Source organism: Arthrobacter sp. MMS24-T111 (genome assembly GCF_054888995.1).
In genome coordinates, this window is sequence record NZ_JBTZRO010000001.1 from 955,743 (window position 1) to 969,812 (window position 14,070).

Genomic DNA, 14,070 nt, shown 5'->3' on the forward strand with positions numbered 1-14,070 from the left:
GCGATCCCCTTGGAATTGGGGGTCGCTGTTCTCTAGTTTTTAGCCACCGTCACGGGCAGAGCCCGGAACAAGTATGAAGTTTTAAGTTGAAAAGGACTCTAGCATGTGGCCGGAGGTCTGCCTAGGGGGCAATTTGAATGCCTGCTACATGAGCCAGACGTCCCGGTTGGACGACGCCACGGCTGTGGCACCCGCGCCCAGCGCCCCGATCACGTCCTCTTTGTCACAAACCAGGCCGCCGGCAATCAGCGGAAGATCTATGTCTTCGCAAACCCAGGAGATCACGCGGGGCATGCATCCCGGCAGGATCTCGATAGCGTCTGCGCCTGACACGGAAACCTGTTTGGGCAGATTGTTGTAGCTGAACGAATCGATCAGGAAGAGGCGGTGGATCGACAAGAATCCCGCCGTCTTCGCCGCCCGGACCATGGCAGCCTTTGCGCTGAGAATGCCGTCCACACGGGTGTTCGTTCTGAGAAAATCGATCACCACCGGCTTGCTGGCGAAGCCATCCAGGAGGTCCACATCGACAAAGACGGTCTTGCCCGCAGACTTGAGCGTCTCCACGATCCCCCTGACCGACATCACGGATCCAAAGAGGACAAAGACAACAGGGCACGGTGCCGTCAGGACCGCCCGCAAACCATCCTCATCCTTGATGCTGGCGATCACCGGGTGGTCCGACAGCAGGGCGTTTATCCTGGCAGATTCATTCCGCGCAGGGCGGTTCTTGGCCGGTGATTCTGCCACAGCATTTATCTCCTGGTGTAATGATCCGTCCCTTGCGCGGAAGCCAATCGGGCGCCATCTTCGTGAACGGTTCAACAATGGTATCCCCGGCCCACAGCCCCCGTATCTGTTGGATACGTACCGTGGCGGATCGCCTTGCGGCCACCCGCCCCACCGCGGTTACCTGCCGGTCTCCAGCACCGAAGCGAGGTCGAAGTTCACCGGCTCCTCGAGCTGGGCGTAGGTGCAGGATTCCGGATCCCGGTCCGGCCGCCAGCGGTTGAACTGCGCGGTGTGCCGGAATCTCTCGCCCTCCATGTGGTCGTAGCGGACTTCCACCACGAGCTCGGGCCGCAAGGGAATAAAGGACAGGTCCTTGCCGGCGCTCCAGCGGCTGCCCTCGGCGTTCCGCGGCGTCCGCTCGCCCTCCTCCTGCTTGGCCCAGGACCATGGGTGGTGGTCGAAGTCTGTCACCAGCGGCTGGAGCTCGTCGAACAATTCCTTGCGCCGCTTCATCGGGAAAGCGCCGATCACGCCCACGCTGGCCAGGCCGCCGTCGTCCTTGTACAAGCCCAGCAGCAGGGAACCGATGGCGTCGGGCCCGCTCTTATGGAGCCGGTAGCCGGCCACCACGCAGTCAGCGGTCCGTTCGTGCTTGACCTTGAACATCACGCGCTTGTCCGCTTCGTACCGGCCCGCCAGGCGCTTGGCCACGATGCCGTCCAGACCCGCCCCCTCGAACTGCTCAAACCACTGCGCGGCGGTGTCCTTGTCCGTGGTGGCTGACGTCAGGTGGACGGGCGCGCTGCTGCCCGCGAGCGCCTTCTCCAGGGCTGCCCGCCGCTCCGAGAACGGCCGGCCGGTGTAGTCGTCATCGCCCAGGGCCAGGAGGTCGAACGCCACGAAGGAGGCGGGTGTCTGCTGGGCCAGAAGCTTCACCCGGCTGGCGGCGGGGTGGATGCGCTGCTGCAGGGTATCGAAATCGAGCCGGTCTCCGGAGGCGCCCACCAGGATAATCTCGCCGTCCACCACGCAGCGGGGCGGCAGGTTCTCCTTCAAGGCGGCCACCAGTTCCGGGAAATAGCGGGTCATGGGTTTCTCATTGCGGCTGCCGATCTCCAGGTCGTCCCCGTCCCTGAAGATGATGGACCGGAAGCCGTCCCATTTGGGCTCGTAGCTGAGGTCCCCGCCGCCTGGAATCCCATCGATGCCGCTGACGGCCTTGGCGAGCATGGGCGGGACGGGCGGCATCACGGGAAGTTCCATAGCGCCCATTCTTGCCCGGCCGCACCCCTCGACGGTAGGGCGGCACGGCTTCAGGCGGCCAAAAGCCAGACGATCAGCACCAGCACCGGTGCCGCGGCGGCAGTGGAGAGCAGTATGGTTTCCCGTGCCACGGCTACGCCGCGGCCGTACTTGCTGGCGAACAGGAACACGTTCTGCGCCGAGGGAAGCGCCGCCATGAGCACCACGCCCAGGAGCATGTGATGGTCGAGGTTGAACAGGAAGCGTCCGACGACGAACGCCACCACGGGCATCACCGCGGACTTCAGTGCCGTGGCAGTAAGGATTTCAGGGGTGTGGCCGGCACTTCGAAGCATGGTGGTTCCGCGCAGCGACATCCCGAACGCCAGCAGCACCACCGGGACGGCCGCCCCGCCCAGGAGCGTCAGCGGGGCCATCACCGGGGCCGGAAGCTCCACGTGCAGCGCGGCCAGGACCACGCCCAGGAGGGAGGCGATGATCATGGGGTTCCGGAAGGGCTGGGTGAGCATCAGCCGCGGAGAGAAACGCCCCGCGGCGGACAGGTCCAGCAGGGTGAGGACCAGCGGGGCGAACAGGAGCAGCTGGACCAGGAGCACGGGGGCCACGGGGGTGGCGTCCCCCAACGCATAGAGCGTAATGGGGATGCCTATGTTGTTGGCGTTGACATAGGACCCCGCCATCGCGCCGACGGCCGTCTCCGCGAGCGGCCGCGGAAACCAGATCCGGCTGGCTGCCACATACAGCAACGCGGTGGCGGCGGCCGTGATCACGGCCAGCGGTACGTAGGCGGAGAAGACCACTGACAGATCCGATTTCAGCACCACCGTGAAGAGCAGCACCGGGTTGGTGATGAAGAAGGCGGTCCGGGTCAGTGCCATGATGGTGGGTTCGTCGCCCAGACCGCAGCGTGCAGCAAGGTAGCCCACGGCGATGACGACGCCGATCACGGCGAGGCCAATCAGCACTCCGCCCATAGGATGTACTTCCTTCCGGTCCCGCGCCAACTGCCCGGTTCGGGACGAGTGGGACTACAAGTATCCAACTTATCCAACAAGTGGCCTTCGGTCGGCAGGCGTCCACGACGTGGGCTGCCACACGCCGCGGACCGGCGTGTGTGAAAAAATCAACCATGCGCCCCATGCAACATTCCAGCAAGCTCCAGAACGTCCGGTACGAACTCCGGGGACCGATCCTGCAGGCGGCCAAGAATATGGAGGCCGAGGGCCACCGGATCCTCAAGATGAACCTCGGGGACACCGCACCTTTCGGGCTGGAAGCGCCGGAGTCCGTGGTGGTGGACATGATCCACCACCTCCGCGGTGCCCAGGGCTACAGCGATTCCAAGGGCATCTTCACGGCGCGGACCGCCATCTCGCAGTACTACCAGACCCGGGGCCTGATGAATATCGGCGTCGAGGACATCGTGATCGGCAACGGCGTCAGCGAACTGATCAACATGTGCCTGCAGGCGTTCCTGGAAAACGGCGACGAAATCCTGGTCCCGGCACCGGATTATCCCCTCTGGACGGCCGCCGTGACCCTGACCGGCGGCAAGCCGGTTCACTACCTCTGCGACGAAGCGGAGAACTGGTGGCCGGACATGGCCGATGTGGAAGCGAAGATCACCCGCCGCACCAAGGGCATCGTGATCATCAACCCGAACAACCCCACCGGTGCCGTCTACCCGCGCCACATCCTGGAGCAGTTCGCGGAACTGGCCAGGAAGCACAACCTGGTCCTGTTCTCTGACGAGATCTACGAGAAAGTGCTGTACGCGGACGCCCAGCACATCCATACCGCGGCGGTCGCCGAGGACATCTGCTGCCTGACGTTCAGCGGGCTGTCCAAGGCCTACCGAATGCCCGGCTACCGGGCCGGCTGGGTGGCCGTCACCGGGCCGCTGGCCGCCACCGCCGGTTACCGCGAAGCCCTCGAACTGCTCGCGTCGCTGCGCCTGTGCGCCAACGTACCCGCCCAGCACGCCATCCAGACCTGCCTGGGCGGCTACCAGAGCATCGAGGCCCTGGTGAAGCCCGGCGGCCGGCTGCGGGAACAGCGCGACCTCGCCCACAAGCTGCTCACGGCCATCCCCGGCGTCACCTGCGTGCCGGCGTCGGGCGCCATGTACCTCTTTCCCCGCCTGGATCCGGAGCTCTACCCCATCAAGAGCGACGAACAGTTCGTCCTGGACCTGCTCCGGGACCAAAAAATCCTGGTCTCCCACGGCTCGGCCTTCAACTGGCCCGCACCGGACCACTTCCGCTTCGTGATCCTCCCCTCGGTGCTGGACATCGAGGAAGCTGTCCGGCGGATCTCCAGCTTCCTGGCCGCCTACCGGGGCGGAACAGCGGCATGAAACCGCCGCGGCGCGAAGAACTAACCGCGCCCTAACCGCGAGGAAACCGGCACGCAACAATCCGCGCCCACACTGGTTAACGCAGGCAAGAGCCGGCACCAGCTCCAGCCAGGAGGCCCCGCGATGTTGAAGAAGGCGACCACGCATGTAACCAGAGTCCGCGCACTGGACCAGCTCCACCGCGGTGACGAAATCGAAGCCCGCCTCTCGGTGGGGCCCTCCTACGACGACGTGGTGATCCGCCGCGGCAGCGTCCAGGAAACCGCCCCCGGGATCGGCGTGGTCTGGATCCTGGACCGGATCACGGGGGTCCGGAAAGCCATCAATACGGACGAATGCAGCGTGTGGCGCGTGGCCTAGGCACCGGACGTTTGGCGGCGGGCGCAGTCAGTCAGGACTGCCCGCCGCCAGGCCGAACGGACACTGCCTTTCAGCCGCCCGCCACCGACTGGATCACCAGCACCTCCTGGCCCGGCGCGACTTCGGTATCCAGGCCCTGCTGCCGCCGCACCTCGTCGCCACCCACGTAGATGTTGACGAACCGCCGCAGCGCGCCGGTTTCGTCGCGGAGCCGCCTGCCCAGGATGGCGTAGTCGGCCGCCACCGCATCAAGGAGCTTTCCCACCGTCACCGGCCCGTCGGCGGGTGCAGTCAGGACGGATTGCCCGCCGGCCAGGGGCTGCAGGACGCCGGGCAGCACCAACGAGATGTCAGGCACCGGCCACCACTGCCGCCCGCACGCACAGGACATCCGGCAGGTGGGTGGCCACTTCCGTGAACGTTGCGCCCTCATCCGCACTCGCGTAAACGGTCCCTCCCCGGGTGCCGAAGTACACCCCTGCCGGCTCGGCGGTGTCCACCGACGCTGCGTCCCGGAGCACGCTGTTGTATTCCTTGTCCGGCAGGCCGGCATCCAGCCTGGTCCAGGTGTTCCCGGCGTCGTCCGTACGGTGCACGGCGAGCTTGCCCCGGGCGGGATGCGTTCGCCGTCGGCCTTCAGCGGAACCACCCATGCCGTCCCCTCCCTGCGCGGGTGGGCCAGCATGACGAAACCGAAATCGGCCGGCAGGCCCTCGGCGATGGAGTCCCAGCTCTCGGCATTGTTGTCCGTCCGGTAAACCCCGTGATGGTTTTGGGCGTAGAGGCGCCCGTCCACCACTGCGTCCGCCGCGATCTTGTGCACGCACTGGCCAAACTCGGGGTTGGGATCCGGCATGAAGTACGCGGAGATTCCCTTGTTGCGCGCTTCCCAGGACGTGCCGCCGTCGAGCGAGCGGTAAACGCCGCCGGTGCTCATGGCCACGTGGACGGTGTCGCCTCCGGGGTGGACCACGATCGAGTGCGCCGCCGCCCCGCCGTAGCCGGCTCCCCATTCGGTGCGGTGGGGGTGGTCCCACAAACCGCGGTTCAGCTCGAAGTGCTCGCCGCCGTCCGTGGACTTCCAGACCGAGATGGGTTCGGCTCCTGCCCACACCACACCGGGGCGTGACTCCGCATCCGGATAGATCTGCCAGACGCGCTCCAAGGCCGCGCCCGTGTCTTCCGGGAACCTGATGGCCCCGTGCTCCGGCTCGGTCCAGGTGGCGCCGAGATCATCGGAGTGCGCCACCGTGGGACCCCAGTGCGGGCTGCTGACTCCCACCATGATCCTGGTGCGGCCCGCCCTGGTGTCGATCCCGATGCTGGGGATTTCTGCCATCAGGAAATGGGGCCCGGTGAAAGACCACTGCTGCCGGTCCTCGCTTGTGGCCAGCCACAGTCCCTTTTTGGTGCCGATCGCCAGGAGGTATGTTTGCGCCGTTGCCATGCGCACCATGCAACCACCCGATGGATCAGCGCGCAACGGTTTCCAGGGTCCCACTGACGTTCAGTCCACAAACTCCGATTGGGTCTGGATGAAGTCCCAGTCGGCGGCGTTAAGGACGGCCGCCGGATTACCGGGGTGGGGTCCGCCGGCCTCCGCAATGCCCTGGAGCACCTGCAGCGGCAACTCCTCCGCGTAGAGGTTTTCCCGGAGCCACTCCTTGCTTGCAAGGTCCAGATCCAGCCACCACATGAAGATTTCCATGTTCACCTCCCTGCGTCAGTTAAAACGTTAGGCGCGGGGCAGGTGCCGGACAAGGCTTGGCAGCGGAAGCAGGTGGGCCGTGCGGCTTTTAGGGTACCCGCAAGTAACCTGGCCGTCCGGGCCGCCTAAAAGACGAGTAGCCGCTACTCGCGACTGCCTTCGGGGGCGACCCTAGCCTGAAAACTCAAGCAAGCTGACCGTGCTGCTGGGGCCATTGGCGCCACCGCTGCCTTTCCTCACCATGGTCCGTTTCACACATATATATGGGGAGAAAACATGAAACGCACCTTAGCCACACTGGGGGTGATGGGGCTGGGCCTGCTCAGCGTCACAGCCCCCGCCATGGCGGCCTCGGACCAGGTGGTGGTCTGCCACTGGGACGGCAGCGGCCTGACGCCGTTGTCGTTCAACGTCAACGGGATTGGCGGCCACGACCAGCATGCACAAGACATCATCCCGCCGACGCCCAAACTTCCACAGGGAAAGAACTGGACCAACGCAGGAAAGATCCTCTATGTCGCCAATTGCGCGCCGCTGCCCCCGGGCGAGGTCATCGATCCGCCCGTCGTTGTCGATCCCCCCGTGGTGACCCCGCCGGTCGTGACACCGCCCGTCGTCGTGGACCCGCCGGTCGTGACACCGCCCGTCGTCGTGGACCCGCCGGTGGTCACACCGCCCACCGTCGTGGATCCGCCCGTCGTCGTCGCTCAGCCCGTGGTGCAACCGCCGGCCGCGGCTCCGGTGGCCAACCCGCCGGCCCCCGTCGTGGCTGCGGCTGCGCCGGCCCAGCCCGCTCCCGCCCAGCAGGTTGCCGCGGCCCCGCAAGCTGCAGCCCAGGCCGCTCCGGTGGCAGCCCCCGTCAGTGTGGGAACCAACCAGGGCTTCAACGCCCAGACGGCGGTTGACGCCAGGGACGGCGGCCCGGCATGGCTTGCCGGCGTGGGAGCGCTGGCTGCCGCAGGAGCTGCGGTGGCAGTACGCCGCCGGTCCCGCTCCGTGAACACCGCAGGCTAGCCGGTACAGGCCGCTCGCAGCGGCCCCGCGACAAGGAAGGCGTCCTGCCAGTGCCCGGCAGGACGCCTTCCTTCCAACCCCGAACCAACGCAGGAGGAGTGCCATGGCACAGCAACGGAGCCGGCACGCTGCCCGGACCCGGCGGCCGTGGCGGCGCTTGAACCGGGGCGACCTGGCCATCCTCTCCTGCGGCGTGGTGGCCTTCCTGTCGTTCACCTTTGGCAGTCCGCTGTTCCCCCAGGGACACGCGGCGCCCCATACCGGCTCCGCGGTCACCGCCCCCATGACGCCAGGCGCCATGCCGTCCGGAAGTGCGGCCGCCCCGATGGCCGTAACAGGCACGCCGGATGCCACGCCCGCCCCCGTCCAGGCGTCCCCGGCCGCAATCCCGGCCTCGGCGGCCCCGGCAGGACCCCAGCTTCCGGCTGCAGCGCAACCCGTCCACATCCGCTACCCCTCCGCTGGCTTCGATGTGGCCATCCATCCCCTGGACCTCGATGGCGCCGCCCAGTCCAGCCGGACCATCGAGCCGCCTGCCACCAAGGACGGCTACTGGCTGACACCGTTCGGGATCCCGGGCAAAGGCTCCGGCAACACCACATACGTGATCGGCCACAGCTGGGAGGGTGCGGACGCCCCTTTCAACCACCTCAGTTCAGCGGCGGCCGCGGGCGACCGCTTTGAGGTGGAAACCGCTGCCGGCACCATCACCTACAAAGTGGACAGCGTCACCACTTACGTGAAGTCCACCCTGAAGGACAGCCCGGTCTGGGACATGGTGCCCAACCGGCTGGTCCTGATCAGCTGCTACACGGAAGATCCGTGGGGCAAGAATGTTGTGGTCACTGCCTACCCGGCGGCGGCCTAGCTCCGAAACCGGCAACAGCACAGGGCGAACAACTCCATGCGACAGGCCGAAGGTACCTGTTGACGCCGCGCCCCGTCGGCGGACAATGGGCAGCATGACGTGGGAATACGCTGACGGTGCACCGCTGCTGGTGGGGGTTACACCCAAACAGCACCCCGAGGTCCTCCAGACCGCGGCAAACCTTGCCGCCCGGCTGGCCGCGCCCCTGGTGTGCGCTTACGTGGATGAGGCCAGCTACTTGGTCGAGTGGGACCCTGCCCGATCCGCCCACCGCCTTTCCCTGCACCCGGACGATTACACCGACATCCGCGGCCTTGCAACCGAACTGAAGGCCCAGATCCAGGCTGCCGTGGACAAAGCGGCCTCCGGTGGCGGCGCGCCGGAGTGGTCGCTCCGCACGCTCGCCGGGGATCCGGCCCGCGCCCTGGGGCAGCTCGCCGCCGAACTGGACGCCCCGATGATCATCGTCGGAACCTCCGAACGCGGCTTTTCACACCGCCTCTCGGAGGCCCTCAGCGGCTCGGCGGGCACGTGGCTCAGCCACCACCAGAGCCGCCCCGTCCTGGTGGTCCCCTACCGGATGCCGGCCCATGAAGACGCTCCGTGACCCGCAGATTCCACCGGAAAACAGCCCGCCGGGTGACCGCCTAAAGTAAAGCGAAAGTAGTTATTCGCGTAGCTGGCGCGGTGCCTTACCAGCCAGTAAGCTGGTTCAAGCAGGACGGTTCCGCGGAAGTGGAAACGGCAAACTGCCCAAATGCTGCTCCGGAGTGCGTATCCCCCAATAACGCACTCCGGAGCTTTTTTGTGCTCTTTTTGGCAGCCGGCCAAGCAGTAATCACGTCGGCGCCTGATACCCCCATGGGGTACTTGCGTTATACCCCCACGGGGTATAGATTCGGGTATATGAACCCTACCGAAGAAGCAGCCGCGGCGGTGGAACATGCCCGCCCGGCCGGCAGTGCAGCACCCCAACACGGGTACACGGGGAACAAGGAGGCCTACCTTCGGCGCCTGAAGCGCATCGAAGGCCAGGTCCGGGGCATCGCCCGCATGGTGGATGAAGACAAGTACTGCATCGACATCCTGACCCAGGTTTCCGCCGTCACCAAGGCCCTGCATGCCGTCAGCCTGGGCCTGGTCGAGGAACACATCGGCCATTGCGTGGTGGGCGCAGCCTCCGAACCGGACCCCGCCGCACGCGCCGAGGCGATCGACGCCAAGGTGAAGGAAGCCGCCGACGCCATCGGCCGCCTGCTTCGCTGACCACAGAACCCCATCCCGGCCACCGCCGGCCAGAAAGAAGGAGCACGCCATGAGCACGACCTCCCCCGCCACCACCACCATCAGTGTCTCGGGCATGACCTGCGGCCACTGCGTATCCGCGGTCAGCGAAGAAATCGAAGCCCTGGACGGGGTCCAAGCCGTGAAGGTGGACCTCAACGCCGGCGGCATCTCCACCGTGACCATCACGTCCAGCGGCGACCTCTCGCCCCAGGACCTCGGGGAGGCCGTAGCTGAGGCCGGCTACCTGATGGTCGCCAACGAGGCCTGAACACCCTCCCATACCGGAAAGCGGACATGAGCCACCAAGAACTGCTGCACCCGCCGGGCACCCGCGTGGTGGAACTGGACATCCAGGGGATGACCTGCGCCTCCTGCGTCAACCGGGTGGAGAAGAAACTCGGCAAGCTCGACGGCGTGGCAGCCACCGTCAACCTGCCCCTGGAACAGGCCTATGTGACAGCCCCGGACAGCATCACTGACGAGCAGCTGGTGGACACGGTCAACGCCGCAGGGTACACGGCGAGCGTCCGTGTGCCGCGCACGGCGGAACCCGACGCCGAACACGCCGCCGCACAGCTTCGCCCGCGCCTGATCCTCGCCGCCGTCCTGACCGTGCCGGTCTTCCTGGTGAGCATGGTCCCCGCATTCCAGATCCCCAACTGGGGCTGGGTGGCGGCCCTGCTGTCCCTTCCCGTGGTTACCTGGGCGGCGTGGCCCTTCCACCGGGCGGCCGCAGTCAACGCCCGGCACCTGGCCTCCACCATGGACACCCTGGTGTCGCTCGGCGTAGCCGCCGCCTACCTTTTCTCGGCCTGGCAGCTGTTGGCCGACCCCGGCATGACGGAGCACCCGGGCATGGAAGCCATGTCCGGCGGCCTGTACTTCGAGGTGGCTTCCGTGGTCACCACCTTCCTGCTCCTTGGCCGCTACCTGGAGGCCAATGCCAAACATAAGGCCGGCGATGCACTCCAGGCGCTGCTGAACCTGGGCGCGAAGGACGCCACGGTCCTGCGCGGCGGGTGCGAACAGCAGGTCCCCGCGGACCACCTGCAGCTGGGCGACCTCATGGTGGTCCGCCCGGGCGAGAAGATCGCCACCGACGGCGTGGTGATCGACGGCGATTCCGCCGTGGACACCTCGCTGGTCACGGGCGAATCCGTTCCCGTGGAAGTGGCCCCGGGCAGCCGCGTAACCGGCGCCACCATCAACACTTCCGGCCGCCTGCTGGTCCGGGCAACCAGGGTGGGGGCACAGACCACCCTGGCCCAGATGGCCCGCTTGGTATCCCAGGCCCAGACCGGCAAGGCACCCATCGCCCGCCTCGCGGACCGCATCAGTGCGGTGTTCGTTCCGGTGGTCCTGGCCGTTGCCGTACTCACGTTCGTGTTGTGGCTCCTGCTCGCCGGTCCGGACGCGGACGGCGGCCACCTTCGGCAGGCATTCACGGCGGCTGTCGCCGTGCTGGTGATTGCCTGCCCGTGCGCCCTGGGCCTGGCCACCCCGGTCGGCCTGCTGACGGGCAGCGGCCGCGGAGCGCAGCTGGGCCTGCTGATCAAGGGACCGCAGGTCCTGGAAGATACCCGCACCGTGGACACCATCCTGCTGGACAAGACCGGCACCGTCACCACCGGCGCCTTGGCCGTAGACGCCGTGCTGGCATTCCCCGGGTTCAGCCGGCATGAGATCCTCCGGCTGGCCTGCGCCGTCGAGGCCGCCTCCGAGCACCCCGTGGGCCGGGCCGTTGCGGCCGCGGCTTCCGCCCCGGATCCTGCGGGCACAACCGACGACGGCGGCCTGCCGCCAGTACAAGGGTTCAGTTCCGCCCCGGGCGGCGGGGTGTCCGGAACCGTGCAGGGCAGGTTTGTGTTGGCGGGACGCAGCGGCTGGCTGGGGCAAAACGGCGTCATCCTGGACGCCGCCCACCAGGCCAACCTGGTGGCCGCCGAGGAAAGCGGTGCCACGGCTGTTTGCGTCGCGGTGGACGGCGCTCCGGCCGGAATCATCAGCCTCCGGGATACCGTCAAGGAAGGTTCCGCGGCCGCCGTCGCCCGGTTGAAGGCGCTGGGTCTGAGGCCCATCCTGTTGACCGGGGACAATGCAGCGGTCGCCGCCCGGGTGGCCGCCGCCGTCGGCATCGCCGCGGACGATGTCCACGCCGGCGTCCTGCCCGAAGGGAAGGTCGAAGCGGTGCGCAGGCTCCAGGCCGGTGGTGCCACGGTGGCCATGGCCGGCGACGGCGTGAATGACGCCGCAGCACTGGCCCAGGCGGATCTGGGGATTGCCATGGGGTCCGGAACCGACGTTGCCATCGAGGCCGCAGACCTGACCGTCATGGGCAGCGACCTGGGCCAGGTGGCGCAGGCCATCGAGCTGTCCCGGAAGACCCTGGCCACCATCAAGACCAACCTGTTCTGGGCATTCTTCTACAACGCGGTGGGCATCCCGGTGGCGGCCTTCGGCCTGCTCAACCCGATGATTGCCGGAGCCGCGATGGCTGCCAGCTCGGTCCTGGTGGTTGCCAACTCGCTGCGGTTGCGCAGCTTCGGAAAATAGCGGCGGTAAGCCTCAGGCGGTGCCGTACCGCACGGACGCCCGCGCCCTGGCCTTGGCCGCTTCGGCCTCACGGTCCTTGGGCGGCGCCTGGGTCACCAGGGCGTCGAGCAGGTGCTGCGTGATGTGCGCAATCTCGTGCACCGCATCGTCAAAGGCATCCTGGTTGACCTTCGAGGGTTTGGTGCTGCCACTGATTTTGCGGACATACTGCAACGCGGCAGCATGGACTTCCTCAGAGGTGGCATGCGGTTCAAAGTTGTGAAGGGTTCGGATATTCCGGCACATACCGCCATGCTAGGCTCTTCGAACGCCTGGGATCGACCCCTTTTTCCCGGATCCAGCCACGGCGCCATGGGGAGGCCTGCATGGGCAGGGCTGCCCATCGACACCGTTTTAGGGGCCGGGGTAGGTTTTAGGCAATGGATCTTCCGGATGAGCCGGGGGGCCGCTGGGGATGCCGACCAGGTTCGGATCCACGTTCTAACAAGGAGAAACTGATGGCTATTTGGGGTGCAGACGTTGAGCAGCTTCGCCAGCTCGGCAGCAAGCTTCAGGCAGGGGCGTCCGAGATCGAGACGCAGAAATCCACACTTACCAAACTTCTGCACGGGACCGACTGGAAGGGCCCGGACGCGGACAAGTTCAAGGGCGAATGGGATGGCCAGCACGTCACCATGCTGACCAAGGTTGCCGAGGCACTGAAAGACGCCGGCAGCCAGGCCAAGCGCAACGCTGAGCAGCAGAGCCAGGCCTCGAACGGCTAATGCCTTTGGCGGCACGATGTGCTGCCCAAACGGCCCGGGCACCGCAAGGTGCCCGGGCCGTTCTCGTTAAGGCGCGGGTTCCGCTCTGGCAGCGGCTACGGCACGGGTTCGACGTCGTTCGCGTGCTCCAGGGGCGACGCCGGCACGGGTGCTACGGGCGCTGCCCCGACCGGCACCGCGGCCGCGGCGCGGAGCTCGTCGAGCCGCACCAGGATCACGCCGCCGACGATCAGAGCGCCGCCCAGCAGCTGGATGGCACCCGGGAGTTCGCCCAGCAGCAGCCACGCCCAGACGACGGCGAAAAGCACTTCGGTCAGCGACACGAAGGATGCCACCTTGGAGCCCAGGGCCCGTGCCGCCATGATGCCTGAGGTGTAGGCCAGGACGGTGGCCAGTACCACCAGCCCCGCCAGCGGCCCCCACCATGGCATGGTCCAGGGGCCCAGGCGGGTGTCCGCCGTGCTGAAGACCATGGGAAAGACCCCCACGGAACCCGCCAGCCACATCACAGCCGCCCCCACGAGGAGTCCGCCCGAGGCCAGGACGATGGGCGGCAGGGTGTCGTTTTCCTTGGCGGTAATGAAGAAGTAGATGGCAAGGCAGACGGCGGCGGCCATGCCCCACAGGACACCTGCCAGGTCGATCTTGACGGCGCCGGTGAGGTCAAGGACCAGCACCAGCCCGGCCAGGGACAGCAGCGTCCCGCCGGCGGTCAGCACCCGGGGGCGCCGCCGGCTTGCGGCCCAGAGCCACAGGACGATGATCACCGGAGCAAGGTATTCGAGCAGCAGTGCAACCCCGACGGACAGCCGGGCCACGGCGTTGAAGTAGAACAGCTGGCAGGCCGCCACGCCGATCAGCCCGAACAGCCCGATGGTGAGCCAGTTGTCCCGCAGCTGGTGCCAGCGGCCCTTGAGCGCGGAGACTGCCGGCAGGGCAAGGATCAGTGCGGCGCCTGTCAGGCGGGCGGTGACGGCCGCCCCGGGGGACCAGCCGGTTTCGAGGAGCGCTTTGGCAAAGGACCCGGACAGGCCGAAGACCGCGGAGGAAAAAAGCGCGATGCCAAGCCCGGAGGCGAGGAAACCGGGCCGCCTGAAGGGCGCTCGGGGGTGTGTATGGTTCGTGGCGGCAGGCACCGTCGCCTCCTGTCAGGAGTAAAGTGGGG

At 67.0% G+C, this 14,070-nt stretch carries 16 protein-coding genes and 1 pseudogene; 9 read left to right on the plus strand and 8 right to left on the minus strand.

Annotation, left to right across the window (positions count from 1 at the left end; all coding sequences use genetic code 11):
* Positions 1–144: 144 nt before the first annotated feature.
* The 3 genes from ACX5I6_RS04325 to ACX5I6_RS04335 all read right to left on the minus strand — a co-directional run bounded on the left by ACX5I6_RS04325 (position 145) and on the right by ACX5I6_RS04335 (position 2,969).
* Positions 145–672 (minus strand): glycerol-3-phosphate responsive antiterminator, encoded by a 528-nt coding sequence (locus ACX5I6_RS04325; protein ID WP_461839598.1) that lies wholly within the window; start codon positions 670–672, stop codon positions 145–147.
* Positions 673–909: 237 nt separating this feature from the next.
* Entirely contained in the window at positions 910–1,995 is a 1,086-nt protein-coding gene (locus ACX5I6_RS04330; RefSeq protein ID WP_461839599.1) for an ATP-dependent DNA ligase, read from the minus strand.
* Between the two features lie 50 nt (positions 1,996–2,045).
* A complete protein-coding gene (locus ACX5I6_RS04335; RefSeq protein WP_018762893.1) occupies positions 2,046–2,969 on the minus strand; it encodes an AEC family transporter in 924 nt (307 codons plus the stop codon).
* A 155-nt stretch (positions 2,970–3,124) separates the two neighbouring features.
* Between ACX5I6_RS04335 and ACX5I6_RS04340 the strand changes: the two genes are divergently transcribed.
* Both ACX5I6_RS04340 and ACX5I6_RS04345 read left to right on the plus strand, forming a co-directional pair.
* Complete coding sequence (locus ACX5I6_RS04340; protein WP_461839600.1) at positions 3,125–4,351, plus strand: pyridoxal phosphate-dependent aminotransferase; 1,227 nt, start codon at positions 3,125–3,127, stop codon at positions 4,349–4,351.
* Between the two features lie 123 nt (positions 4,352–4,474).
* Positions 4,475–4,711 (plus strand): hypothetical protein, encoded by a 237-nt coding sequence (locus ACX5I6_RS04345; RefSeq protein WP_018762891.1) that lies wholly within the window; start codon positions 4,475–4,477, stop codon positions 4,709–4,711.
* Between the two features lie 70 nt (positions 4,712–4,781).
* Here ACX5I6_RS04345 and ACX5I6_RS04350 read toward each other — a convergent pair whose 3' ends face one another.
* From ACX5I6_RS04350 to ACX5I6_RS04360, 3 genes and pseudogenes are all read right to left on the minus strand, one after another.
* Positions 4,782–5,102, minus strand: coding sequence for a MoaD/ThiS family protein (locus tag ACX5I6_RS04350; protein WP_461839601.1), 321 nt, complete (start codon positions 5,100–5,102; stop codon positions 4,782–4,784).
* A pseudogene (locus ACX5I6_RS04355) lies at positions 5,062–6,167 on the minus strand (WD40/YVTN/BNR-like repeat-containing protein). The gene ACX5I6_RS04350 and the pseudogene ACX5I6_RS04355 overlap by 41 nt, the downstream one beginning before the upstream one ends.
* A 51-nt stretch (positions 6,168–6,218) precedes the next feature.
* Complete coding sequence (locus ACX5I6_RS04360) at positions 6,219–6,419, minus strand: hypothetical protein (RefSeq protein ID WP_461839602.1); 201 nt, start codon at positions 6,417–6,419, stop codon at positions 6,219–6,221.
* 276 nt (positions 6,420–6,695) lie between these two features.
* Between ACX5I6_RS04360 and ACX5I6_RS04365 the strand changes: the two genes are divergently transcribed.
* From ACX5I6_RS04365 to ACX5I6_RS04390, 6 genes are all read left to right on the plus strand, one after another.
* Positions 6,696–7,433 carry a hypothetical protein gene (locus ACX5I6_RS04365; protein WP_461839603.1) on the plus strand — a complete coding sequence of 246 codons (738 nt, stop codon included), beginning with the start codon at positions 6,696–6,698 and terminating at the stop codon, positions 7,431–7,433.
* A gap of 103 nt (positions 7,434–7,536) precedes the next feature.
* Positions 7,537–8,301, plus strand: a complete 765-nt coding sequence (locus ACX5I6_RS04370) for a class F sortase (protein ID WP_461839604.1) — start codon at positions 7,537–7,539, stop codon at positions 8,299–8,301.
* Positions 8,302–8,395: 94 nt separating this feature from the next.
* Complete coding sequence (locus ACX5I6_RS04375; protein WP_461839605.1) at positions 8,396–8,908, plus strand: universal stress protein; 513 nt, start codon at positions 8,396–8,398, stop codon at positions 8,906–8,908.
* A gap of 299 nt (positions 8,909–9,207) precedes the next feature.
* Positions 9,208–9,567: a metal-sensitive transcriptional regulator gene (locus ACX5I6_RS04380; RefSeq protein WP_461839606.1), complete on the plus strand. Its 360-nt coding sequence runs from the start codon at positions 9,208–9,210 to the stop codon at positions 9,565–9,567.
* A 49-nt stretch (positions 9,568–9,616) separates the two neighbouring features.
* Positions 9,617–9,856 (plus strand): heavy-metal-associated domain-containing protein, encoded by a 240-nt coding sequence (locus ACX5I6_RS04385; RefSeq protein WP_461839607.1) that lies wholly within the window; start codon positions 9,617–9,619, stop codon positions 9,854–9,856.
* Positions 9,857–9,882: 26 nt separating this feature from the next.
* The gene (locus ACX5I6_RS04390) at positions 9,883–12,141 is read left to right on the plus strand and encodes a heavy metal translocating P-type ATPase (RefSeq protein ID WP_461839608.1); all 2,259 of its coding nucleotides are present in this window, start codon (positions 9,883–9,885) and stop codon (positions 12,139–12,141) included.
* Positions 12,142–12,153: 12 nt separating this feature from the next.
* Here ACX5I6_RS04390 and ACX5I6_RS04395 read toward each other — a convergent pair whose 3' ends face one another.
* Positions 12,154–12,426 (minus strand): DUF2277 domain-containing protein, encoded by a 273-nt coding sequence (locus ACX5I6_RS04395; protein ID WP_285246464.1) that lies wholly within the window; start codon positions 12,424–12,426, stop codon positions 12,154–12,156.
* 212 nt (positions 12,427–12,638) lie between these two features.
* On the opposite strand from ACX5I6_RS04395, the gene ACX5I6_RS04400 reads away from it, so the two are divergent.
* On the plus strand, positions 12,639–12,905 hold the full coding sequence (locus ACX5I6_RS04400; protein WP_285246465.1) for a WXG100 family type VII secretion target: 267 nt from the start codon (positions 12,639–12,641) through the stop codon (positions 12,903–12,905).
* Between the two features lie 95 nt (positions 12,906–13,000).
* On the opposite strand, the gene ACX5I6_RS04405 is transcribed toward ACX5I6_RS04400, so the two are convergent.
* Positions 13,001–14,041 (minus strand): EamA family transporter, encoded by a 1,041-nt coding sequence (locus ACX5I6_RS04405; protein WP_461839609.1) that lies wholly within the window; start codon positions 14,039–14,041, stop codon positions 13,001–13,003.
* Between the last annotated feature and the right edge of the window lie 29 nt (positions 14,042–14,070).